Here is a 25209-nt window from a genome sequence, read left to right as displayed (position 1 = left end):
GAGAGTCCAATGAAAAATCAACCGAAATTAACCGTAGTAGGAGCAGGACCAGGAGATATTGATTTAATCACCTTAAAAGCCATCAAAGCATTAGAGCAAGCTGATGTGGTGTTATATGATGCGTTGGTAAACAACGAACTGTTAGGATATGTAAATCCGAAAGCAGAATTAATTTTTGTAGGAAAACGAAGAGGATGTTACCGTTATCAACAAGAACAAATCAATGAGTTAATTGTCGCAAGAGGATTTTCACACGGACATGTGGTACGTTTAAAAGGAGGTGACCCTTTCATATTTGGTAGAGGAGCAGAAGAAATGGAATATGCAGCCAAACACGGATTAGAAGTAGCTGTAGTTCCAGGAATTTCATCATCCTTAGCAGTGCCAGCGTATCAGAACATTCCTTTAACAAAAAGAGGAAGTTCAGAAAGTTTTTGGGTAATTACAGGAACTACCAAACAGCATCAATTATCTAATGATGTTGCCTTGGCTGCAAAATCGAGCGCAACGGTTGTTATTTTAATGGGAATGGGCAAGCTTTCTGAAATCATTCAGCTTTTTAAGCAAGAAGGAAAGAATGAATTACCTGTTGCTATTATTCAAAATGGAACTACTCCTGAAGAAAAAATAGGAATCGGTACCGTAGATACCATCGAAGAGGTGGTAGTTAAAAATAACTTGAGTAATCCAGCTATTATTGTGTTAGGAGACGTAGTAAATCACAGACAACAATTACTACAAGTACAACAAGAAGCAGTTTTAAAAGAAGTAGTATAATGGAAGAAAGAAATAATCTATATCCTATCTTTTTAAAAACAGCAAGCTTGGAAGTACTTATAGTTGGAGGAGGTTTTGTTGCTGAAGAAAAGCTACGATTTTTATTAAAATCGAGTCCAGACGCTAAGGTAACTATGGTAGCTCCTTTTTTTAGAGAAGAAACCATTGCCATGGCTCAAAAAGGTAAAGTTACTAGAATAACAGATAGTTATAATGATACCTATTTACAAGGAAAACATTTGGTAATTGCGACTACCGATGTTCCAGAGGTAAACATACAAGTATATAAAGACTGTAGAAGTCAGAATATCTTGGTGAATGTGGCAGACAATCCACCGTATTGTGATTTTTATATGGGCGGAATTGTAACCAAAGGGAACGTAAAAGTAGCTATTTCAACCAATGGAAAGTCGCCAACAACTGCTAAAAGATTGCGTCAGTTTTTTGAAGAAGTAATTCCAGAAGACATCAATCAATTAGTACAAAACCTAAATAGTTATAGAAAAACCATCAAAGGAAACTTTGAACATAAAGTAGAAACATTAAATAAACTGACAGAGAGTTTAGTGAAATAGAGTAGAAATGATACAAACAGATATATTAATTATTGGAGCAGGTCCTACAGGGCTATTCACCGTTTTTGAAGCAGGATTGTTAAAATTACGTTGTCATTTAATTGATGCCTTACCACAACCAGGAGGGCAATGTTCAGAAATTTATCCAAAGAAACCTATTTACGATATTCCAGCATATCCAGAAATTTTAGCAGGAGATTTAACAAAGAATTTGATGGAGCAAATCAAGCAGTTTGAACCTGGATTCACTCTAGGAGAACGTGCTGATACCATCGAAAAGCAAGACGACGGAACGTTTATCGTAACCACCAATAAAGGAACCAAACACCAAGCACCTGTGGTAGCTATAGCAGGTGGATTGGGAAGTTTTGAACCTCGTAAACCACCGATTCCAAATATTGCTGATTTTGAAGACAAAGGAGTTGAGTATATGATTAAAGAACCAGAACTGTATCGCGATAAAGATGTGGTAATTGCTGGAGGAGGAGATTCTGCTTTAGATTGGTCTATTTTCTTAACAGATGTAGCAAAATCGGTAACCTTAATTCACCGAAGAAATGAATTTAGAGGAGCGTTAGACTCTGTAGAAAAAGTTCAAGAGTTAAAGAATTTAGGAAAGATAAACTTAATTACACCTGCTGAGGTAAAAGCAGTATTAGGAGAAAATCATGTAACAGGCGTTGTAGTAGAAGAAAATGGGAAAGAACCTTACATGATAGATACTGATCATTTTATTCCATTATTTGGATTAGCGCCAAAGTTAGGTCCTATTGCCAACTGGGGATTAGAAATTGAGAAGAACGCTATTAAAGTAAACAATGCTTTAGATTACCAAACGAATGTAGAAGGTATCTATGCCATTGGAGATGTAAATACTTATCCAGGGAAACTAAAATTGATTTTGTGTGGATTCCATGAAGCAACACTAATGTGTCAAAGTGCTTACCAACGTATCCATCCAGATAAAAAATATGTGATGAAGTATACCACTGTTGGCGGTGTAGACGGTTTCGACGGAACAAGAAAAGAAGCACCAAAAGCGGTAGTAAAAGCAATTCAATAATTGGGGATTAGGATGAAAGTAGTTAGGAACTGAGCGGATAAGTTTGTTGTAATTACAAGTTTTAAGTAAAAACTCCTTCACCAACAAAACTAAAATAGCCACCTAACTACTGATTCCTTTAAGAAATTGTTACAAATGGATAATCAAGACATCAATATAAAAATAATAGACCGTGAAGGTGTAATGCATGAGGTAGTTGCTCCGACAGATATGGCAATGAACTTAATGGAAGTAGTTCGATCATACGAATTAGCTCCTGAAGGAACTATTGGAATCTGTGGAGGAATGGCCATGTGTGCCTCTTGTCAATGTTATGTAAAATCGAATCATGAATTACCAGAAATGAACGATGATGAAGACGCGATGCTAGCAGAAGCATTTCATGTAGAAGAAAATAGCCGATTAGGATGCCAGATTCAAATGACTCCCGAATTAGAAGGACTTGAAGTTGAGCTAGCTCCTGAAAGTTAGTTATTTTTGTAAAAAATTAGTAAATGCAATTCAAACAATACGATTTATCATTAAAAGATGATGTAGAAAACTTTACAAAACAATTATTTTACGCATTGTTTAATGATGTATGTCAAGAAAAAGCAAACCATTTAAAAGAGAAGTTTATAAAAATTTTAAATGGCTTGGCTATTAAAAATGCTTCAGAAGCATGGGTTATATACCAACAAACATTTTGTGGAATACGAGAAAAGTTAGATTTAGATGCCAAGGCATTTGAAAAAACTGATCCTGCCTGTAAAAGCTTAGGAGAAGTGTATTTAGCCTATCCGGGTTTTCATGCGATAGCTGTGTATCGATTGAGTCATGAATTGTATAAAATGGAAATTCCAATTTTACCAAGAATGATGAGTGAGTATGCGCATGGATTAACAGGAACAGACATCCATCCAGGAGCAACAATTGGCGATTCGTTTTTTATAGATCATGCAACAGGAATTGTTATTGGAGAAACCACCATTATTAAAGAAAACGTAAAAATATACCAAGGAGTTACCTTAGGAGGAATTCAAGTTAAAAAAGAATTAGCTTCCACAAAAAGGCATCCAACGATTGAAAATAATGTAACCATTTATGCCAACGCAACTATCTTAGGAGGTGATGTAGTAATAGGAAGAGATAGCGTAATAGGTGCAAATGTTTGTGTAACCACCTCTGTACCCGAAGGATCTATTGTAACCTATGAGTCAGAAAATAAAATAACCACTAGAAAATCCTATGTTAAATGATGTAGGTACAAAATTAACCATGAAAACTAAAACAATTATAGATAGTATAGGGAATACGCCATTAATAGAAGTTTCAAACATTCTTCAAAAAGAAGGCGTAAAGCTATTATTAAAACTAGAAGGAAATAACCCTGGCGGAAGTGTAAAAGATAGGGCAGCGTTTAATATGATTGCTGAAGCTATTAAAAGGAAGAATATTCGTCAAGGAGATTATTTAGTAGAAGCAACTAGTGGAAACACAGGAATTGCGTTAGCACTCATGGCAAAAGTTTTAGGAGTAAATATGGTATTGGTAATGCCAGAAAATTCTACCGAAGAGCGTGTTAAAACTATGCGTGCTTACGGAGCTGAGGTTATTTTAACGGATGCAGAAAAAGGTATTGAAGGTTCTAGAGATGTAGCCTTAGAACTACGCTATAAAAAAGGCTATTTTATGCTGAACCAGTTTGAAAATACTGATAACTGGAAAGCACACTATAAAACCACAGGTCCTGAAATTTGGAACGATACAGAAGGAGAAGTAACCCATTTTGTATCGGCGATGGGAACTACAGGAACCATTATGGGAGTTTCTACCTATTTAAAAGAACAAAACCCTGAGGTACAAATTGTAGGGGCACAACCTAAAGATGGAGCTAGAATACCTGGAATTCGTAAGTGGTCGCCAGAATACCAACCAAAATTCTTTAACAAAAGTAAGGTGGATCAAGTGGTAGAGCTAGATGAAAACGATGCAAAAAACATGACCAGAAAGCTAGCACAAGAAGAAGGTGTTTTTGCAGGAATGAGTAGTGGAGGTGCGGTACATGCAGCCCTAGAAATAGCCAAAACGATTGACAAAGGAGTTATTGTTGCTATTATTTGTGATAGAGGTGATCGTTATTTATCTTCTGATTTGTTTTAATAGATTGTCTTTACTTACTTAATAATACAAGAATTCCCGCTTAGGCGGGAATATTTATTTAAATAAACAATTATCTATTAAAAACTAGTTAGCGTTAATTTAGTTTTATATTAGTAATTGGCTCTTTATTCTATTATATACGCTGAGTTATAAACTTTATTAATTTCGAATTTTAAATTTAATACCTACTTTATTCAATTCCATTTCTATTTTTTCCCAGAAATTAGGTTTTATTGAATCCATATAATAAGTATGATCCTTAAGGTTACTTTTTGAATTAATTACTATACCATACCAGCCTCCTTCAGCTGTTCTTTTTAGAATTCTAGAAACAGATTTAATATCATCTATTTGATATGTCTTTTGAATCCAGAAAAAACATAAATTTTTAATAATAATTTCTTTTGGGGTTATAATAAGATAATAAAGATTATGGTGAGATAACATAGCAGAAAAACTCAAAAAAAGTATAAAACAGAAAGAAACAATATACCAATTTTTTAAATACATTTTAGTTTGCAAAATCATAGCAAAAAAAGAAAACCAAGAAATAAATATTAATATCACTCCTACAGAGAAGAAGGTGTACTTTTTGAAACTAATAATTTTACTTTTTCTCATCCAGTATTAAATTGTTACGTTTTTTAGAAACTATTCTCTTTTTCCAGAATGAAACATAATTCATTAGCATTACACTTTTCCATATCTTTGTGAACAGTGCTAATAAGAGTAATGTTTGGTGTTAAGAGGTTTATAGATAGTATTATAGGTGTGTTTTGTTGTGGCTATTTTTTAATCAAAAGCATCACATCTTCTAAACATGATAAACTGTTTGTGCCCTAAAAATTCACCTTTATCTTTCCAGGTTTTTGCGTAATTTTCTAAAAGAAAATATCCTTCCTCCCAAACTTCATTATTTAACAAGCATTCACCAGAAATTGTTCCATCTGGTTGACGAGAAATATAGAGTTTCAACCAGTTTAATTTTTTGTCAGAAAGCTTGTTTTTCAATTGACTTTCTACAATTGAATATAAATTTATTTCAGTGTCAGTTTCAATCCATTTTCCTTGAAATGAATTTTCGCTCATTTTTGGATGCCAAAGTATTTCTCTACCTGCCGAGTTTGATTTGAAATCAAATTCTTCTAAATGACTATCTGTAAAGCTATCTATAATAGGAAGAAATATGTTTGATAAATAATTTTCTATAGCAGATTTAACTTTTTGCTCAGCAGTATTTCCTAACCCTACTATACTAGATTCAATTCCATTAGGAAAATACTCTTTGTTAATAGTTATTACTAATAAAGGTAACAAAGAAGGATGAAAATCTCCAGGCATAATTGCTGTTGCTATTTCAATCTCCGAATTAACTATTATAGCAGCATATTGAGTTGAAAACTCTACTGAATTTCCTTTTTCTTCAATGCTTTTTTTTAACTCATGTAATAGATAAGTATTTATATCTATCTGTTTTTCTATCTTTTTTGGTTTTAAAAAGTCAAATATTCCCATTAAGCTTCTTTTTTAGTTGGTTTTCAAATTGACTATAACGGTCTCGTATAACAGTCAGTTACGGATTAATATGCGTTAATTTTCGGTTTGGCACAGACGTTAGCAATTCCGAGTAGACTCGACTTAGTCGAATCCGCTGTAATTGCGGTTATACATTGTTGGCAAATCGTTTTTTATTTTTAATAGTCAATTATTCCTACGTTATGTTTTTCTTTAAGGTATTCATTAACCAATTTATTATAACATTCATATTCGGACTGAATTGTACAACCCATTCCGATAGATTGAATTTTATACTTTTCCTTAAGAGTTTTTGCTAATTCAATATCGTAACCGATTCCAAACTGAAAATAAACGATTTCTCCATTTTTTAAGTCAGTCGAAAATCGTTTTTCCATTTCTTCACAAGTCTCTAATTCAGAGTGCTCAAAATATACTTTGTTAAGTTGAACAGTTCTATAAACTCTAGGAACTATGTACAAGTTGAGTAACAAACTTATTCCAAATGCTCCAATCATAACTTTGGATATTAAATTCCGCCAATTTTTATTGAAAAAATATAATACAATGCATAAAATTCCAATTCCGAAAAACCGTTTAGCATACTTTAATTCAATAGAATTAAAGCTTGTTTCTGTCAGTTCATTGTTATGGTTGTAAATAGTCAACAGACAAGCTATAAAAGCTAAAATTAGAAGTATATATTTTGTTCTAGAGTTCAATTGGTGTCAAATGTTGGGTAACGGTTTGGCTAAGCTGCGTTTTAATGTAGTTTAGGTGGTGTTGTGTGCAGTTTTTATTATTCAATCTTTTTATTTTTATCTAAATTGTAATCAGTGTCAGCTCCAGTAGACTCGAAAAGTATACCTTTTACATTTAATTTTGTTTTAGATTTAGTTTCATTCCAACATTTAGATAAGAAATCACTTAATAACTCAACCTCTATTTGATAAAACTCTGAACTATCATAAAACAAATCATCTTCAGTTATAGAGTCTAAACCTAATTCAGAACAAATTTCTTCAAATATTTCGTATAGAATTAAATTAGGATCTCCAGATTCAGAACTTTTTAATCGAATATCAGGAAAACTTTCATAGTCATGATGAGGTATAATTCCAATAGAAAAGTATTGTAGTAAGTAATAGTGTACAGAGTAAACTTTAGTTTTATCTCTGGTAGGTGTTTTTAATTTAAAATCAGTAGTTTGAGCTTGAAAAAAAAGATTTAAAATTTTTTCTTTAATAGGGTGAAGAACAAAACTAGGATAAATGTTCCTCCATTCTTCTAAGAGAAAGTCATAGAGTTGATCAAATTCAATACCTGATTTATTTTTTGACAATTCTTCTTTTAAAGAATAGTATACAGTATTTATTGAATCCCATTTTTCTCTCAATAAATTAGATTTTATTTCAAAATTCTCCATATAAATTTTTAATTACACACAACTTGTTTATATATACATAAAATACGTCGTTATACAACCAAAAAAGGAGGTATAAGAGCATTTTTATTGTTTTTTATTCTGTTGCTATATTCCTTGTTTAGGAAAATAAGAAAAAGGAAATGATAGCAATTTTATTCTTTTTTTAGTAAGCGCTAGCCAATATAAAACAAAATAAAAAACCGTACAAAAAATGTACGGTTATACTATTGAGTTCAAATGTAGTAATTACCTATATACTCTATGAAAAGGCTATCCATAAGTTATATAAGCTGTTAGCACACGTATTTAATTTTTAAGTTCTTCCAATCGTTTTTTTATGTCAGTGTTTTTTGTATTCAACTCTAATGCTTTTTCATAATATTCAATAGCTTTCTTTTTATCTCCTTTTAACATGTAAAACTCCGCAAAGCTATCCCAAGTATTACTTGATGAGGGATAATTTTCTGTGTTATATTTGAAATAGAAAAAAGCTTTGTCTAAATCCTTGATTGTGTATAAAAATTGATAGCCAAAGTAATTGGCTAATTCTTCTCTTAAGAAAACTTTATACCCAAGTCTATCTGATAATTTGTCAAACCTTTTTTTAATCAATGTAGGGTTGGTATACATTTCATCATAGTTAATCATATACCCTCTAAACAAGTATTTCATACCATCCATAAATGAAACCAAAGGCATAGTATGGTGGTTTTCTTCTTTATAGCCATATTTTTTATATCCTAGACCTATGTTATAAGGATGTAATTGCTCGAATTTTTGAATAAATCTCCAAGTCAGATTAGCCTTTTCAGGGTAAACAGTGTTCTCTACTCTATCTACGGTAGCTATATATACATCTTTATAGGTTCCATTATATTCTTTGAAGAATTTCTCAAGGTTCTTAAGGGTAACTTCATTATCCCACCAAGCGCTAAAATCAATTACCAAATATGAATTAAATAATTCGGGTTTAGTAAATAAAGCGTGCAGTATAGGTAACCCAGTAAATGAATATCCCGAAAAAATTCGATAATTATTTGTTCTGTAGTTATTATCAATATAAGGAATAAGCTCTTTCTCGATAAATTTTATAAAATCGTTGGCACCACCACTTATTTCTAGTCCTTTTTCTTCTTTTCCGGAGTAGCCTATCATGGACCTTGTAGGAGATGAATCTTTTAATCTATCTTGACTAGTAATACCCACTACTATCATTTCAGGAATTTGTGGGCTAGCATCGCTACTCATTTGGGCAACAGCTCCGGTGAAAGGGTGAAAAAATTTCCTGCCGTCAAGGAGGTAAAGCACAGGATAGTTTACATAATCATTGTTGTTATATGAATTAGGGAGATATATTGATATTTCTCTATTTGAATTAAGTATTTCAGATTTGATTGCAAATCTTTTGCCAATAATAATGTCTTTTTTACTCTGTCCATATGACAAATTTGAAAGGATAGTTATTAATAGTATAATAAATAATATTCTCATTTTATTTTTTTTAAGTGTCGGCGAATATAAAAGAAAATAAAAAAAACCGTACAAAAAATGTACGGTTATACTATGATATTTCATGTATGGTAATTACTTATACTCTATAAAAAGATTCTCTATAGGTTTTCTCACTTTATATGTGTGTTGAGAGCTATCTTCTTCAGAGCGATAACCAACAGGAGCAATTACAGCAGCATTTAACCCTAACTTATTTAAGTCTAATATTTTGTTATAAGCTTCGGCATCAAAACCCTCCATAGGACAAGCATCTATTTTAAGTTCAGAACAAGCGTTTAGCAAATTCCCCAAAGCAATGTAAACTTGGTTAGAAGTCCATTTGTTTTTTTCAACTAAAGTTCTGCTCATAACGTCAGATTTAATAAAATCTGCATATCCTTTAAAGTTTGAAATGTCTACCTGTTCTATTTCAGATTTTAAAGAGAAATAAGCATCTATATGGTCATTGGTAACCTTTGTATAATTACAAAACACAAATAAATGAGAAGCATCAGTAATTTGGCTTTGTCCGTAAGAAACAGTTTTTAATTGTTCTTTTATTATACTGTCTTCTATAATCAAAACGGTATATAGTTGAAGACCATAAGAAGAAGGAGCTAATTGAATAGCTCTTTTTAAAAGTTCTATGTGTTGTGCTGAAACTTTTTTAGAAGCATCAAATTTTTTAGTAGCGTATCGCCACTCAAGGTTGTCTATTAAAGTCATACTATTATTGTTTAAGAAAATAGCAAAATTAAAAGGGGAGTAGTTACAATGCCTTTACATATGTTGATTCAGCAATTTTTTACATTTTTTCTTTCTCAAAGGAGTTTGGATAGAAAATCCAAGTAAACGAAACCGTCAGCGAGCTTCGCTGAGCTTTCCTCAACGCAACGAAACCATCAGCGAGCTTCGCTGAGCTTTCCTCAACGCAACGAAACCGTCAGCGAGCTTCGCTGGTCTTTCCTCAAAGCAACGAAACCATCAGCGAGCTTCGCTGAACTTTCCTCAACGAAACGAAACCATCAGCGAGCTTCGCTGGTCTTTCCTCAACGCAACGAAACCATCAGCGAGCCTCGCTGGTCTTTCCTCAACGCAACGGAACCGTCAGCGAACTTCGCTGAGCTTTCCTCAACACAACGGAACTATCAGCGCGTCACGCTGAGCTTTCCCTAAGAAGGAATAAAGCTGGTTTTGAATGTAAACAAACAATTTTCTATTAAAAAGGCAAAAATCAACGTGTGAGTAAATAACTATTAGTTTAGCTATTTTTTAATTATAAGGCTTATACTACATAAAACAGCGGCTTGAATTTGAGTTCAAACCGCTGTTAGTTATATGTGTTACTGTGCTTAGTATTTACTAGATTTTTTAATTTTTTTAAAATGTTTTACCATTTTTCCAAAATCTTTATCCTTTTTACGTTTTTCAGCAGCAGTAGCTTCAAAATGTTCTTTTTCTTTTTCCATCTTTAAATAGTTTTTATAAGAAAATTCATCTATTTCTCCAATTTCAACAGCTTTAGTAACAGCACATCCAATTTCTATAGTATGTGTACAGTTTTTAAACTTACAATGTTTAGAATATTCAAAAATTATTTCGAACGTTTTTTCTAAACCATTTGAAGTATCTGTTATTCCAACCTCTCTCATTCCTGGGTTGTCAATTAAAATACCGCCATTATCAAGAATTATGAGTTCGCGATGTGTGGTTGTATGTTGTCCTTTCTTAGAAAAACTACTAACATTTTTAGTAACCATTAACTCTTTGTTAGCAAATGTATTTACTAGTGTTGATTTACCAACTCCAGAGGAACCTAAAAGACAATATGTTTTACCTTTTACTATAATCTCTTTTAGTTTTTTATAACCTTGTTTAGAGATATTGCTAATTGCAAATACGGGTACATTATTAATTCTTTTTTTTAAGGAAACCATTAATTCTTTTAGCGATGTTTCGTTTATTAAATCAATTTTAGTAAGAATAATAATAGGTTGAATGTTTGATGTATTACAAATAGTGAGATATCTTTCAATTCTATTGATGCTAAAATCTCTATCAACTGCCTGCATAATAAAGGCGTAATCAATATTTGTAGCAATTATTTGTATGTCGCCAAAATGACCAACTGCTTTTCTTGAAATAATTGAATTTCGAGGGAGTATCTTATGAATTATAGAGCTATACGAATCATATATTACTAGTGCAACCCAATCTCCCACAGCAGGAAAATCTTCACGAGTATTTGCAGTATATCTTAAGTTTCCTGTAATTTCAGCATCAAATTCTCCTTTTTCTGTTTTAACAACATACCGTTCTTTATGCTCAGAAATAATTCTTCCAATTTCAAAGTCTTGTAAGTTATGTTCTATCTTTAGTTTTTCTATATTATCGTTATATCCGAAATCTTCTAGTTTCATATTTTAAGTATTTTAAAATATAGCAAACACTTACGTTATTCATAAACTAAATGAGTTTAAACACATAAGCGTTCACAATTAATGTGTTTATATGTAAAATGTTAATAAATAGGAATGCTTCAGATGGTTATCTGAAGTATAAAGTGGTGATAGCCTTAAGAAAATTGACTATCTATTTTACAATATCCGAATACGATACAGATGTAATAGACATAAAATTGTATTAAAGGTCAAAGTTATAAAAAATATCTTTTAAAAGTTTAAAGAAGAAGAATGCTTTTAGTTGTTGTTTTAAGATTTCTTAAATATTTAGTAACTTTAATGTAAGTTACTAAAAATGATTACATGAGAACTCTATATACCTTAATTGGAATAGCATATCTTCTGTTCGTAGTGGTGACGTCGTACATGATCTTAGTCCAACCACTAATAAACGCATGTAAAAAAAGTAAAAAATAACACGCTTCTAACTAATAATTATAAAAGAAAGGACTTTTTTATCTTACATAATTAGAAGGACTTATATACAAAAAGCAACAAACATTGTTTGTTGCTTTTTGTATAGGTTACTGGAAGTATCCTTTTAACGGAATAAACTATTTTTTTTCTATGATAGGAACTGCATCAAAAGGGTCAACCATTGCGATAAATAAAACACAGGGACCATTATTTAAGCATTTAGCCCTGTGCGGTTTTTTTGCAGGACCATAAGCATATGAACCCGCTTTTAATACGGTAGCTTTCTCACCTTGGTATTGTACTTCTAAGTCTCCTGAAATTAAAATCATTCGTTCAGGTGATTTATGTGTGTGACTTATAACTTCTGTATTAGGTTCTATTCTAAAGAAAAAATCTAAATTAGGTTTAGATATATCGCCATGAAGTATTGTAAAAGAACAATTAGGAAAGAAATCAGGAGCAGGAAGCCATTTCAAACTCTCATTATTAACAGTTGTAGCAATAGAAGTTTCAGTGTTTGAAACACCATTGCTTTGAGCATTTAATCCGATAGCTAAAAAAGCTAGGATAAGGGTTAACAGGTTTAGTTTGTTTGTTTTCATCTTGTTGATTTTTAAGTACTTAATATAGTTAAAATAAACAGGGTTTCAAATTATATTAACCTGTTTATTATAAGTATAATCACTTGGGATTTATTTACAGAAATATTTTTCCTTCTTTTAGAAAGTAGTTAAAGAAATAAAAATAGAAACAAACAAAAATGTAGAAGTATAATCATTAGCTAGTTTCGCTAAGAATTAAGTTTTTAGTTACTCTTTTGGCATTGGAATTTTATTTCTGAAATCAAAAGCTATTTCTGAAGCACCGTTTTTTTGTAGATAATCTAATTTATCAACAGCTTCTTGTATAGTAGGATATTCACCTTCTGGTACCCACCACATAGCGGTGTACACCTTTCCGTAGGAATGAAACCATTCTTTTCTTCTTTTCAAGAAATCTGTATGAAAAGTCTTGTACACAAAATCACCTAAAGTCTCAATAGACTCCCAAACAGAAACATTAATAATTACCTGTTCGTCATCATAAGGATTGAAACTTGTAGCATCATTATTCTCGTCCTTTAGTCTCCAAACAAAACCCTCACTGTTTTCAGCCAAATTGTTTACTCGGTCTAAATTATCTACAAACTCTTTCATGATAGGATCTTCAATATTTACTCCTTTCATTCGAGCTACATTGATTTCTGCTATATGGTACTTTTTCATAGGTGTGGTTTTTTATTTTAGCGTGTTTGTATATGGTTTGTTGATTGGTTTACACACACTTACTTTTCAATTAAACACAGACCTTTTTTATATTTAATTAATTTCATTCTAGCGGCTAAACCACTATTATTTTTTACATTGTTAGGCAACGTTTTTAATTCCTTGCTTGTTCAATTCCTTTCTTCCATGCATTAAGGATATCGTTATAATCTCTGGTTAATATACTTTCATTCACAGTCAATTTTACAATTCCTTTGTCATTGGCTCTACCTAACCAAATATTATGCTCATTGTATAGAAATAAGGCAAGTTTTTTTAAGCTTATTTCATCACTTAATGTTAAATCAAAAATATTAGTACCGTTTTTTAAACTAGTTATACTAATGCCATTCAACTTATTCAACGCAGTAATCATTTTTTTAGATTTCATAACAACTTCATCCCATCGCTCATTAATTCCCTCTAAATAATGCAACGCCATTGATGCATTGGTCCAATTTTGAAATACAGTTCCTCCTAGTATTTTTATTTGATGTGGTATTTGTTCAATGATTTTTGCATCCCCACAAAGCATTGCCCCACCAGCCGCATTTAAATATTTATATAGAGAAATATAAACCGTATCAAAATATGAAGCATATTCAGAAAGAGAGAGATTGTTGAAAGCAGATGCTATATGAATTCGTGCACCGTCTAAATGCATTTTGTAATTATTTTCTTTACAATACTTTGATACATTCTTTATCACATCTATTGGTACGTAGGTTCCATCAGCACGTCTAACAGGGTTTTCAATCACTATTGTTCCTAGACCACTCTTAAAAACTTCATTATTATTTGTATAGTCTATTGTATTTTTTAAATCAGTTATATCAAAATAAGACTTTCCTGTTCCAACTGGAATCAGTCTTTTACTATGAACGCTTTGGGCTGCATCGGCTTCATCTCTGAAAATATGTGAGTTTTCAGGTACTATAACTTTAGTATTGTTTTCATTAAGCAATTTAATTGCCAATTGATTGGCCATTGTGCCAGTAGGAAGATAAATGGCTTTTTCTTTACCAGTTATTTTTGCAAACTTCTCTTCAATTAATTTTGTTGCTCCACCATCTCCATAAAAATCTGGTTGAATTGGTTTCTTTTTATCTATTTCGTTTAATTTTTCTAAATATTCTTGAGGTGAGAATGCAAGTCCGTCATAAATAAAATTGACAGGTATTTTAGAGTTGTTCGATACTTCGTTTTGCAACCCTAATAAAGGCATTGCGTTTATTCCAGCTACAGGAAGAAAGAGAGAGGCTGTTGATAATCCACATTTTTTGAGAAAGTCTCTTCTGTTATTTTCTTCTTTTGTTTTTTTCATCTAGATTTTTTAAATGTTGTCTAACGTGTTTGTATATGGTTTGTTGCGCGTCTTAAGCACCTAATTTAGCAAATACAAATCGAATAGAAAATCCGTGAGGATTTTCGTAAGTAAGTTTGAACTAGCCATTAATTATACGCGATGTTGTAGCACGTTTTTATATTTGTATTGTGACTCTATATTTATTTTTTTCAGAACATTCGGTTGTGCTGAAATTCTTTGATTTTCTTTTTTTATTAACACATTCTATAATTTCTGAAACTTTATTTTCAGTTAATTCAATTTTTGAGTCAATTTGATAAGTACATAATTCCTGTCCTAATCCAAGGTTAATTTTAAATTCAGTTGTAATTTTTTTTTCAATTCTAAAATTAGTTTTAAATTGGTCAAATCCAACGTAATTTATTTCAATCTGATATTCTCCAGTTGGTAATCCCATTTTAAATTTTCCGTCAAAGTCTGCTTGTATTTCTTTACTTAAAGTTTTGGTTTTAGAAATGATTTTTATAGAAATTCCTGATATAGGATTATTAAGTTTGTCAAAAACCTGACCGATTAATTCAGTTCTTTTTGAGTTCTTTTTTTCTGAAATTTTAAACTCGTTATTGTCATCTTCGTTTTGAAGTGAAAAAGTGTATTGAAATCCGTATTCTTTGGTTTTATCAACATTATTCAACTCCCATTTTTGGGAAAATGAACTAAACGAAATTGTAAAAAAGAATAGAATTATTATATATTTCATTGTTTTTCTCAAATGTGCTACAAATAGTTTATATACAGAATAAACTTAGTATTATACTTCTTTTTTAGTAAAATAAGCAGAAGTTTTTAGCAATTTTATTCTTTTCGTTTCAAGCATCTAATATATGACAAAATAAAAAATCGTACAAAGAAGTATGGTTATAATAGGGTGTCAAAGGTTTGGATAATAGGAAACTGTTATAGAAATTATTCCATTTTAAAGACTACTATTTTATCATAGTTTAATAATTTATATCCTAACAATTTTTCCATCATCCAATTCAATAATACGATCTGTTTTTTCAGCAAAATCTAAATCATGCGTCACCATTAAGAGTGTTTTGTTATAGGTCTGTGTCAGTTCTTTAAATATATTAAAAACAATGTCTGCATTTTTACTGTCTAAATTCCCTGTAGGTTCATCACACATAATAATAAGAGGATCATTTATCATAGCACGAGCAATAGCAACTCGTTGTTTTTCACCCCCAGATAATTTATAAGCCATTGTGTTTGCTAACTTTTCAATACCCAAATCTTTTAAAAAAGCATAAGCGTTGTGTTCTAATTCTTCTTGGCTCACTTTATTTAATTTGAACCCAGGAAGCATTACATTCTTTAAAGCACTAAACTCGTTTAGTAAATAATGAAATTGAAATACAAAACCAATTTTTTCATTTCGTATAGCAGCTAGTTCTTTTTCCGTTTTAGTATGTACAGATGAACCATCAACTATGAGCTCACCTGTAAAGTCTGTATCCATGGTAGATAGAATATAGAGTAATGTGGATTTTCCGCTACCTGACCTACCAACAATAGAAGTAAACTCACCACGATTTAAGCTAAAAGATACATCTTTTAAAATATCAACTCTAACTGGGTTATAGAATGATTTAAAGATGGAATGTGCTTCTAGTACTATATTCTTTTCCATTTATTTTCCTCTTATAATAATTACTGGGTCTACTTTACTAGCCTTTTTAGCAGGCATCCAGCCCGCCAAGAAAGTTGTTGCCATTGCAAATACTACTGCTATAGTATAGTACTGTATTCCATAATCAATAGGGTAGGTATTTACTTTGGGTAATGAAGGGGTATTGAAAGGAATTGAATCGATGCCCAAGGATAAAAGAAAACCAAATGATAGCCCTCCTAAAGCTCCAGCAATGCCTATGCTTAAGGAGATAGTAATAAATATATTCTTTACATCGCTACCTGCAAACCCCGTAGCTTTAAGAATGGCAATGGTATCCATTTTTTCATAAATTAACATATTAAGGATGTTATAGATTCCAAACCCTGAAACAATCAATAATGTAATACCAACAGCATATGAAATAATTGAACGTACGCTACTACCTGTTTCAAATTGAGCATTGGCTGTTTGAATGTCTTCTGCATTTACATTAAAAAATGTTTCATACTCATTAGCCAAAGCAGGAGCCTCGTTTAGGTTCTTGAGTTTTATTTGAATATCACTGATGTAATTGCTGTTTACACCGAGCAGTTTTCTTGTTGTTTGTAAGCTGGTAAAGCTTTGTACTTTATCAATTTCAACCAAGCCTGACTGAAAAAAACCGACTACTTTTAAATAAAACTGTTCTCCTTCAGTTGAAGTAACCGTTATAAGGTCTCCTATTTTTGCATTGATAATTTCCGCTGCGCTATATCCAAGAATTATGCTATTGGGAACTTTCTCGAGATCTTGGTAATTCCCTTCCATTACATAATCACTAAATGCAAAAAGTGCTGACTCCTGATTAACTTCTATACCATTGATAATTCCATTAAGGTCAATGTTTCCGAAATTGTAAAAGACTTGTGTTGTTATTTTTGCAGCAACACCTTCGACACGATCATCCTTTTTAAGTTTATTTATAATTTGTTGAGCATTATATATTTCTATACGAGTATTCGCTGGTTTTATTGAGCTAATATAATTGTGATAATTTTTATATTTTTCACTTAAATCTATGGGTTGTTGTAGAGAAGGCTTGATATCATTATACAAACGAATGTGTGGTGTACGATTTAAAACTATTCCATCTAATAAATTGTTAAGTCCCTCCATAAAACCTAAGAGCGCTACAAAAAGAGCAATACTAAAAGTAACGCCAATAGCTGCAACAAGGGTTTGTTTCCAACGAGCAAGCATAAGTGCACCTGCAATTTCTATAAGGTATTTATATTTCATTATGGTAATTGAATCTTTGTAGATTTATCTATTCCACTGATAATTTCAACTAACTCATAATCCATTAAACCAGTTTCTACTTTTTGAAGCTGTCCGCCCTCTAACATAACATAAGTATCATTTATTATATACTTTCTTGGTATTGTTAAAGCATTTTGTTTTGTTTGGATAATGATGTTTGCTTCTAAAGAGAGGTTAGGGAAAAGTTTAGTAGGCTTATTGGTGAAAATAGCTTCAGCTTGAAATGAACGTGTTCTAATATTCATCATAGGTTCAATAGAAATAACTTTAGCTTCAAAAACTTGTGATTTATAACTGTCCATTCGTATAATAACTTGTTGTCCTTTTTTTATCTTAACAATGTCTTTCTCGTCAATACTTAATTCTATAATAAAATCTTCAGTACCAATAATTGCAACAGGTTTTTCACCACTATTTATTTCTCCTTCTTCTTTGTTAATTTGATAAACTAAACCATTTATCTCACTTTTCACTACAAAATCGTCTTCCTTCAATTGAGCAATTTCTAAATTATTTTTGCTTTGACCAGAAGCTAATTTTAATTGACGTTTGAGGTCGTTATAATTAGTTCTTGCTTTTATATATTCTGCTTTAGACCTTTGATAGTTTAACTCTTTTTGTTCGTACTGCAACTTACTTCCTATATTCTTACTCCAAAGATTTTTTTGTCTTCGAAACTGCAATGAATCATAAGTGAGATTTTTCTTTGCGAGATCAATAGTTTTTTCTGCATCAAGCAATTTGTCTTTATTCCTCGTATAATCGGCAGCAAAGGATACTAGTTTAGCATTTTCGGTTGCGATTTTCAAATTCTTATTATCTATTTGAAAAAGAGGAGCTCCTTTTTTTACATGAGCACCTTCCTGCACAAATATTTTTTCTATAACACCAGTTGTTTGGCCAAAAACCTCGTATTGGTTTTTAGCTTTTATAAAACCTGTTGCGTAAACACTTTCAGTAATATTTTTAGTTTCAGGCATTGTTGACTCCTTTTTGTTTGTACAAGAATAGAGTGTTAAGGAAAATATTAAGGAGAGAAATAATTTTTGTTCAAATTTCATTATCAATATGGTAAGAGCTATGTTTTTTATATAAAGTACAAAGACTAGTGTATAGATAGTTATGCGACTTGCTAACAATTATTTTCTGTAGAGAAGTTAGTCGTAAGCGAGTAAAAAAACATTTTGAATAAGTGTTTTCCTCATACTTATTACACACTATTGGTATTTATTTTTCAATTTAGCTTAAAGTTAGCAAAAAATGCTTTAGAAAAGTAAAACAAATAACAATTGAGTAATTTTTTCTAAAATGTTTACTTTTGAATAACAGAAAGTTATAAGGTTGTTAATGGACACGTTGAATTATCTTGAAAACAATAAATCAAGCGGTTTTTGTTCAAACAACCAAATGTTCTTTTTCTCTTATCAATTTAATTCTAAAATAAAAATTGGGTAAATAAAAAATAATACTATAACTTTGCCCCGTTCATTAACGTATTGATGTTATCAAGAAAGGTGGAGGGAATAGACCCTTTGAAACCTTAGCAACCCTTTGTGCAAACAAAGAAGGTGCTACATTCTACTGCTTCGGCAGAGAGATAACGAAAAGAATTTTACTTCCTCTTTTCCTGATAACACTACACTAAATATCAGGAATGTCAAACATTTATCAAGAAATACAAAAACGAATTCTCGTGCTCGATGGCGCTATGGGAACCATGCTTCAGGAATATAAATTTACTGAAGAAGATTTTCGTGGAGAACGTTTTAAAGATTACCCAACACCGTTACAAGGAAACAACGATTTGTTGTCCATCACACAACCAGAAGCAGTAAAAGAAGTTCATAGAAAATACTTTGCTGCAGGAGCAGACATTGTAGAAACCAACACTTTTTCAGGAACTACTATTGCCATGGCAGATTACCAAATGGAAGATTTGGTATATGAGTTAAATTATGAATCTGCCAAAATAGCCAAAGAAGTAGCTGAAGAGTTCACTGCCAAAGAACCACACAAACCTCGATTTGTAGCAGGCTCTATAGGGCCTACCAACCGTACGGCAAGCATGTCTCCAGATGTAAACGACCCAGGGTACAGAGCGGTAACTTTCGACGAGTTACGCACTGCTTATAAACAACAAGTAGAAGCTTTAATTGATGGCGGTTCAGATATTTTGTTAGTAGAAACTGTGTTTGATACCTTAAATGCTAAAGCCGCTTTATTTGCTATTGAAGAGGTAAAAGCTGAACGAAACATAGAAATTCCTATCATGGTTTCTGGTACGATTACTGATGCTTCAGGAAGAACATTATCAGGACAAACAGCTGAGGCTTTTCTAATTTCTATTTCTCATATTCCGCTACTATCTGTAGGGTTTAATTGCGCTTTAGGAGCCAATTTATTACAGCCTCACTTAGAGGCGATAGCCTCTAAAACGGACTTTGCTATTTCTGCTCATCCAAATGCAGGATTACCCAATGCCTTTGGAGAATATGACGAAACTCCAGAAGAAACAGCGGAGCAAATAGAAGAATACTTAAAGAAAAATTTAATAAACATTATAGGAGGGTGCTGTGGTACCACGCCTAAACATATTTCAGCGATTGCAGCAATAGCCGCGAAGTATAAACCACGAAAAGCTGAATTTGTTGCAGCAGTACAAAATAGTTAGTAGATGAGTGAGGAAAGACGATATATGAAGTTATCTGGTTTAGAACCGTTAATTATTACACCCGAAAGTAATTTTATCAATGTAGGTGAGCGTACAAACGTAGCAGGATCGCGTAAATTTCTTCGATTAATTAAAGAAGAAAAGTTTGATGAAGCCTTAGCGATTGCACGTCATCAAGTAGATGGAGGAGCGCAAATCATCGATATTAATATGGATGATGGTTTAATAGAAGGGAAAGAAGCGATGGTACGTTTCTTAAACTTAATAGCATCAGAACCTGATATTGCCAGAGTTCCTATTATGATTGATAGTTCAAAATGGGAAATAATAGAAGCTGGATTACAGGTAGTACAAGGTAAATCGGTTGTAAATTCCATTTCTTTAAAAGAAGGAGAAGAAAAGTTTATTTGGGAAGCTACGCAGATTAAACGATATGGAGCCGCAGTAATTATCATGGCTTTTGATGAAGTAGGACAAGCCGATACCTACGAAAGAAGAATTGAAATTGCAGAGCGTTCGTACAACATATTAACCGACATTGTCGGTTTTCCGCCAGAAGATATCATTTTCGATTTAAATATTTTTCCTGTAGCTACAGGTATGGAAGAGCACCGAAAAAATGCGTTGGATTTTATTGAGGCTACCCGATGGGTACGTGAAAACTTACCACATGTAAGTGTAAGCGGTGGAGTAAGTAACGTATCGTTTTCTTTCAGAGGAAATAATGTGGTACGTGAAGCTATGCATTCGGTATTTCTATACTATGCTATTAAAGCAGGTATGAACATGGGAATTGTGAATCCGACAATGTTAGAAGTCTACGATGATATTCCGAAGGATTTATTAGAACATATTGAAGATGTTGTTTTAGATAGAAGAGACGATGCTACTGAACGCTTATTAGAGTTTGCGGAAACTGTAAAAGGAACTAAAAAAGAAAGCAGTGAGCAGGTTTTAGAATGGAGAAGTTTACCGTTGCAAGACCGTATAACACACTCTTTAGTAAAAGGAATAGATGCTTTTATTGAAGAAGATGCAGAAGAAGCACGCTTAAGTGTAGCAAAACCACTACACGTAATTGAAGGGCACTTAATGACGGGGATGAATGTAGTAGGAGACTTGTTTGGAGCAGGGAAAATGTTTTTACCACAAGTAGTAAAATCTGCCCGAGTAATGAAGAAAGCAGTAGCGTATTTAAATCCGTTTATTGAAGCTGAAAAAAGCGAAGAACAGAAAGCCATTGGAAAAATATTAATGGCAACGGTAAAAGGAGATGTACATGATATTGGTAAAAATATCGTATCTGTAGTGTTAGGTTGTAACAACTATGAAATTGTAGATTTAGGTGTGATGGTTCCACCAGAAAAAATTATAGAAACTGCTAAAAAAGAGAAGGTAGATGCTATTGGTTTAAGCGGGTTGATAACTCCTTCGCTGGATGAAATGGTGTACTTGGCCAAAGAAATGGAACGTCAAAATTTAGAGATTCCATTATTGATTGGTGGAGCAACAACCTCAAAAGCACATACTGCTGTAAAAATAGACACACAGTATAAAAATGCAGTAGTACATGTAAACGATGCTTCAAGAGCTGTAACCGTTGTAGGAGATTTATTAAACCAAGAAACCTCCAATGAATATGTGGCTAAGTTGAAAAAAGATTACGAAGAATTTCGTGATAAGTTCTTAAAACGAGGAAAACAAAAGCACTACATATCTATTGAAGAGGCAAGAGAGCGAAAATTTAAAATAGATTGGGGTACGACCAATATTACCAAACCTAGAGAACTAGGAATACAAAAGCTAGAACAAGTAAGTTTAAAAGATTTGATACCGTATTTTGATTGGAGTCCGTTTTTCCGTTCGTGGGATTTACACGGAAAGTTTCCTGATATTTTAGAAGATGAAGTAGTAGGGGTAGAGGCAACCAATTTGTTTGCAGATGCTCAAAAGATGTTGCAACAAATTATAGAGAAACAAGCATTAAAGCCCAAAGCTATTTTTGGTTTGTTTGAAGCGAATTCTATTAACGACGATGATATTTCAGTTCAAAAGAAAGGAAAAGAAGTTGCTATATTTAGAACCTTACGTCAGCAATTAAAAAAGCGTGAAGGTAAACCAAGTTTTGCCTTGGCTGATTTTATTGCACCTAAAGAAACAGATAGATCGGATTATATAGGGGCTTTCTGTACAGCCATTTTTGGTGCTGATGAATTAGCGCTACAATACAAAGAAAATCACGACGATTACAATGCAATTATGGCACAAGCTATTGCCGATCGTTTTGCTGAAGCTTTTGCTGAATACTTGCACCACAGAGTAAGAACAAAACACTGGGGTTATGCTTCTGAAGAAAATCTAACGAATGATGAATTAATAAAAGAAGATTATAAAGGAATTCGTCCTGCTCCTGGATATCCTGCATGTCCAGATCATTTAGAAAAAGAAACAATTTGGGAACTTTTACAAGTTGAAGAAAATATAGGGGTTAGCTTAACAGAAAGTTTAGCCATGTGGCCAGCAGCAGCCGTTTCAGGATATTATTTTGCCAATGAAGAAGCTAAATATTTTGGGTTAGGTAAAATAACAGACGACCAAGTAAGAGATTTTGCAGAACGGAAAAACATTTCCTTAGAAAAAGCCAGAAAATGGTTACACCCAAACATATCAGATAATTAAGAATAATTTAAAAATAAACAAACAAAAGAGCGTATTTAATTAACAATAAGTTTTAAGTTAGGTAAACTAAAAGCTAGAAAACAGTAGTAATATTGCCGTATAAAAAATCAATAAAATTAGACAAATGAAAAAGTATAATTTAGAAATTCGATTTGCAATACAGTTACTGGTAATGGCAGCAATATCATTAATTGCAGCTTCATTAGTATAGTTAAATACGCCTTTATAAGATACACTTATGAAGGTAATAGAACATTTAGAAAAAGCTAACGGAACATCATTGTTTTCGTTTGAAATACTTCCACCGTTAAAGGGAGATACAATAGAATCAATATTCAAAAATATTGATCCGTTAATGGAGTTTAATCCTCCTTTTATAGACGTAACCTATCATCGTGAAGAATACGTGTATAAAGAGTTAGGAGACGGACTCTTAAAAAAACAGGTTGTAAAAAAACGCCCAGGTACTGTTGGTATTTGTGCGGCTATTCAAAATAAATACCAAGTAGATGCTATTCCACATATTTTATGTGGAGGGTTTACAAAAGAAGACACTGAAAACTTTTTAATAGACCTCGATTTTTTAGGAATAGATAATGTAGTTGCATTGCGTGGTGATGCAGTAAAAAGCGAAACTTATTTTAAACCAGAAAATGATGGACATGCGTATGCAAGTGAGTTAGTTACACAAATAGAAAACTTAAATAAAGGAAGGTATTTGGATGATGATTTGCAAAACTCATCAAAAACTGATTTTTGTATTGGTGTAGCAGGATATCCTGAAAAGCACATGGAAGCACCAAGTTTAGATTCTGATATTCACTTTTTAAAAAAGAAGATAAAAAATGGAGCAAACTATGTGGTAACACAAATGTTTTTCGATAATCAAAAGTATTTTGAGTTTGTAGAAAAATGTAGAGAGGAAGGTATAACAGTTCCAATTATTCCAGGTTTAAAACCTATTTCAACCAAAAAACAGTTGAATTTAATTCCACACCGTTTTAAGGTAGATTTACCTGATGCGTTGGTAAAAGAGGTTGTGAATTGTAAGAGTAACGCTGAGGTACGACAAGTAGGAGTGGAGTGGTGTATTGCTCAAAGTAAGGAGTTACAACAAAAAGGAGTGCCTATTTTGCATTATTACTCAATGGGAAGATCAACCAATATTCAACAAATTGCAGAGGCAGTTTTTTAATCGCAGGGCGATAGCCAAAGGTTTAATTCTTTGAGGAAGTTGATCACTAACCGTCATTGCGAACAGAGTGAAGCAATCTGTAAGTCGACAAACAGATTACTTCGTTGTATCCTCCTCGTAATGACTTTTTGTTATACCAAACGGTAGAGAAGAATCTCATTCAATAGAGTAAGAATATTATGATATGGTTATGCCTTTTATGTGACAAAATTGAAAGTAATATATTTACGTGTTAAATAATGAAAAAGATGAAATTACCATTATATCAAATAGACGCTTTTACAGATAAAGTTTTTGGAGGGAATCCTGCTTGTGTTGTTCCATTACAAAATTGGTTACCAGATGAAGTTCTTTTAAAAATAGCAAAAGAAAACGCTGTGGCAGAAACAGCATTTTTTGTTGATAAAGGAGAGAAAATACATTTAAGATGGTTTACTCCAGAAATTGAAATGGATTTATGCGGGCATGCAACACTTGCTACAGCTCATTGTTTACACTCAATTTTAAACTATCCTCATAACGAAGTAGTGTTCGAAACACTGAGTGGTGATTTAACTATTACGATTGAAAAAGATTTCTATTCTATGGATTTACCCTCTCGAATGCCTGTTGCTTCTGAGTTACCTGAAATTATTCAGAAGTCTTTAAACATAGCACCTAAAGAGGTTTTAAAATCTAGAGATTATGTATTAGTATATGATTCTGAAGAGGAAATAAAAAATATAAAAGTAGATAGACAGACCTTTGATCAAATAAATTTAGATCCAGGAGGGGTAGTAGTTACAGCTGTAGGAGATAAATCCGATTTTGTATCAAGATATTTTACACCACAATCCTCTATTTTAGAAGATCCTGTTACTGGTTCTTCTCATTGTTCATTGGTGCCATTTTGGAGTTCTCGATTGAATAAAGATAATCTTGATGCAAAACAAGTTTCTGAAAGAGTAGGAGTATTAAAGTGCCAAAATAAAAAGGATAGGGTCATAATTAGCGGTAAAGCTAAAACGTATTCAGAAGGAAACTTATGGATAGAATAACTAGTATTTAAAGAATTGTCATTTCGAACTGAAGGAGAAATCTCATTAAAGTGAGTTACTCATTTGCTTAAGATTTCTCACACTTCGTTTCACTTGGTTCGAAATGACAAGAAGTAATCGGTTTGTCGACTTACAGATTGCTTCACTCTGTTAGCAATGACGTACTTATCTTCTT

The 25209-nt window shown here is 32.3% G+C and carries 24 protein-coding genes and 1 riboswitch; of the genes, 10 read left to right on the top strand and 14 right to left on the bottom strand.

Going from position 1 to position 25209, the window contains the following annotated elements; genetic code table 11:
- The first annotated feature begins 9 nt into the window (after nucleotides 1–9).
- From cobA to cysM, 6 genes are all read left to right on the top strand, one after another.
- Complete coding sequence (gene cobA / locus VBY68_RS04265) at nucleotides 10–777, top strand: uroporphyrinogen-III C-methyltransferase (RefSeq protein ID WP_415268991.1); 768 nt, start codon at nucleotides 10–12, stop codon at nucleotides 775–777.
- Nucleotides 777–1352 carry a precorrin-2 dehydrogenase/sirohydrochlorin ferrochelatase family protein gene (locus tag VBY68_RS04260; protein WP_415268990.1) on the top strand — a complete coding sequence of 192 codons (576 nt, stop codon included), beginning with the start codon at nucleotides 777–779 and terminating at the stop codon, nucleotides 1350–1352. The genes cobA and VBY68_RS04260 overlap by 1 nt, the downstream gene beginning before the upstream one ends.
- A gap of 7 nt (nucleotides 1353–1359) precedes the next feature.
- Nucleotides 1360–2415: an NAD(P)/FAD-dependent oxidoreductase gene (locus tag VBY68_RS04255; protein ID WP_415268989.1), complete on the top strand. Its 1056-nt coding sequence runs from the start codon at nucleotides 1360–1362 to the stop codon at nucleotides 2413–2415.
- 135 nt (nucleotides 2416–2550) lie between these two features.
- The gene (locus VBY68_RS04250) at nucleotides 2551–2886 is read left to right on the top strand and encodes a 2Fe-2S iron-sulfur cluster-binding family protein (protein ID WP_099214178.1); all 336 of its coding nucleotides are present in this window, start codon (nucleotides 2551–2553) and stop codon (nucleotides 2884–2886) included.
- Nucleotides 2887–2909: 23 nt separating this feature from the next.
- Nucleotides 2910–3653, top strand: a complete 744-nt coding sequence (gene epsC, locus VBY68_RS04245; protein ID WP_415268988.1) for a serine O-acetyltransferase EpsC — start codon at nucleotides 2910–2912, stop codon at nucleotides 3651–3653.
- Between the two features lie 19 nt (nucleotides 3654–3672).
- A complete protein-coding gene (gene cysM, locus VBY68_RS04240) occupies nucleotides 3673–4557 on the top strand; it encodes a cysteine synthase CysM (RefSeq protein WP_415268987.1) in 885 nt (294 codons plus the stop codon).
- A gap of 159 nt (nucleotides 4558–4716) precedes the next feature.
- On the opposite strand, the gene VBY68_RS04235 is transcribed toward cysM, so the two are convergent.
- The 14 genes from VBY68_RS04235 to VBY68_RS04170 form a co-directional block, all read right to left on the bottom strand.
- Nucleotides 4717–5178: a hypothetical protein gene (locus VBY68_RS04235; protein WP_124589034.1), complete on the bottom strand. Its 462-nt coding sequence runs from the start codon at nucleotides 5176–5178 to the stop codon at nucleotides 4717–4719.
- A 171-nt stretch (nucleotides 5179–5349) separates the two neighbouring features.
- On the bottom strand, nucleotides 5350–6072 hold the full coding sequence (locus VBY68_RS04230; protein WP_274641312.1) for a DUF6348 family protein: 723 nt from the start codon (nucleotides 6070–6072) through the stop codon (nucleotides 5350–5352).
- Nucleotides 6073–6251: 179 nt separating this feature from the next.
- Nucleotides 6252–6590 carry an FEKKY domain-containing protein gene (locus VBY68_RS04225; RefSeq protein WP_124589028.1) on the bottom strand — a complete coding sequence of 113 codons (339 nt, stop codon included), beginning with the start codon at nucleotides 6588–6590 and terminating at the stop codon, nucleotides 6252–6254.
- A 281-nt stretch (nucleotides 6591–6871) separates the two neighbouring features.
- Entirely contained in the window at nucleotides 6872–7498 is a 627-nt protein-coding gene (locus VBY68_RS04220) for a hypothetical protein (RefSeq protein ID WP_124589026.1), read from the bottom strand.
- A 306-nt stretch (nucleotides 7499–7804) separates the two neighbouring features.
- Nucleotides 7805–8989, bottom strand: coding sequence for an alpha/beta hydrolase-fold protein (locus VBY68_RS04215; RefSeq protein WP_415268986.1), 1185 nt, complete (start codon nucleotides 8987–8989; stop codon nucleotides 7805–7807).
- A 93-nt stretch (nucleotides 8990–9082) separates the two neighbouring features.
- Nucleotides 9083–9715, bottom strand: a complete 633-nt coding sequence (locus VBY68_RS04210) for an NAD(P)H-dependent oxidoreductase (RefSeq protein WP_415268985.1) — start codon at nucleotides 9713–9715, stop codon at nucleotides 9083–9085.
- Nucleotides 9716–10341: 626 nt separating this feature from the next.
- Nucleotides 10342–11409, bottom strand: coding sequence for a ribosome small subunit-dependent GTPase A (gene rsgA, locus VBY68_RS04205; protein ID WP_415268984.1), 1068 nt, complete (start codon nucleotides 11407–11409; stop codon nucleotides 10342–10344).
- A gap of 596 nt (nucleotides 11410–12005) precedes the next feature.
- Entirely contained in the window at nucleotides 12006–12470 is a 465-nt protein-coding gene (locus tag VBY68_RS04200; protein WP_099214186.1) for a cupin domain-containing protein, read from the bottom strand.
- Nucleotides 12471–12677: 207 nt separating this feature from the next.
- Nucleotides 12678–13133, bottom strand: coding sequence for a DUF3291 domain-containing protein (locus VBY68_RS04195; protein WP_415268983.1), 456 nt, complete (start codon nucleotides 13131–13133; stop codon nucleotides 12678–12680).
- 154 nt (nucleotides 13134–13287) lie between these two features.
- Nucleotides 13288–14496 carry a threonine aldolase family protein gene (locus VBY68_RS04190; protein WP_415268982.1) on the bottom strand — a complete coding sequence of 403 codons (1209 nt, stop codon included), beginning with the start codon at nucleotides 14494–14496 and terminating at the stop codon, nucleotides 13288–13290.
- 157 nt (nucleotides 14497–14653) lie between these two features.
- Nucleotides 14654–15238, bottom strand: a complete 585-nt coding sequence (locus VBY68_RS04185) for a carboxypeptidase regulatory-like domain-containing protein (protein ID WP_415268981.1) — start codon at nucleotides 15236–15238, stop codon at nucleotides 14654–14656.
- Nucleotides 15239–15487: 249 nt separating this feature from the next.
- Nucleotides 15488–16171, bottom strand: a complete 684-nt coding sequence (locus VBY68_RS04180; RefSeq protein ID WP_099214192.1) for an ABC transporter ATP-binding protein — start codon at nucleotides 16169–16171, stop codon at nucleotides 15488–15490.
- Nucleotides 16172–17431, bottom strand: a complete 1260-nt coding sequence (locus tag VBY68_RS04175) for an ABC transporter permease (protein ID WP_415268980.1) — start codon at nucleotides 17429–17431, stop codon at nucleotides 16172–16174.
- Nucleotides 17431–18432: an efflux RND transporter periplasmic adaptor subunit gene (locus VBY68_RS04170; RefSeq protein ID WP_415268979.1), complete on the bottom strand. Its 1002-nt coding sequence runs from the start codon at nucleotides 18430–18432 to the stop codon at nucleotides 17431–17433. Before VBY68_RS04170 ends, VBY68_RS04175 begins: the two co-directional genes overlap by 1 nt.
- A 519-nt stretch (nucleotides 18433–18951) precedes the next feature.
- Nucleotides 18952–19056, top strand: a riboswitch (SAM riboswitch).
- A 50-nt stretch (nucleotides 19057–19106) separates the two neighbouring features.
- On the opposite strand from VBY68_RS04170, the gene VBY68_RS04165 reads away from it, so the two are divergent.
- The 4 genes from VBY68_RS04165 to VBY68_RS04150 all read left to right on the top strand — a co-directional run bounded on the left by VBY68_RS04165 (nucleotide 19107) and on the right by VBY68_RS04150 (nucleotide 25034).
- Nucleotides 19107–20123, top strand: coding sequence for a homocysteine S-methyltransferase family protein (locus VBY68_RS04165; protein ID WP_415268978.1), 1017 nt, complete (start codon nucleotides 19107–19109; stop codon nucleotides 20121–20123).
- Between the two features lie 3 nt (nucleotides 20124–20126).
- Nucleotides 20127–22802, top strand: coding sequence for a methionine synthase (gene metH, locus VBY68_RS04160; protein ID WP_415268977.1), 2676 nt, complete (start codon nucleotides 20127–20129; stop codon nucleotides 22800–22802).
- Between the two features lie 238 nt (nucleotides 22803–23040).
- Nucleotides 23041–23997, top strand: a complete 957-nt coding sequence (metF, locus tag VBY68_RS04155) for a methylenetetrahydrofolate reductase [NAD(P)H] (protein ID WP_028891826.1) — start codon at nucleotides 23041–23043, stop codon at nucleotides 23995–23997.
- 248 nt (nucleotides 23998–24245) lie between these two features.
- Nucleotides 24246–25034, top strand: coding sequence for a PhzF family phenazine biosynthesis protein (locus VBY68_RS04150; RefSeq protein WP_415268976.1), 789 nt, complete (start codon nucleotides 24246–24248; stop codon nucleotides 25032–25034).
- Nucleotides 25035–25209: the final 175 nt, after the last annotated feature.

Origin of the sequence: Tenacibaculum ascidiaceicola (assembly GCF_047470925.1) — a bacterium.
Taxonomy (GTDB): Bacteria; Bacteroidota; Bacteroidia; order Flavobacteriales; family Flavobacteriaceae; genus Polaribacter; species Polaribacter discolor.
The sequence above is the reverse complement of the archived record's forward strand: the minus strand, read 5'-3'. Positions and strand labels throughout refer to the sequence as shown.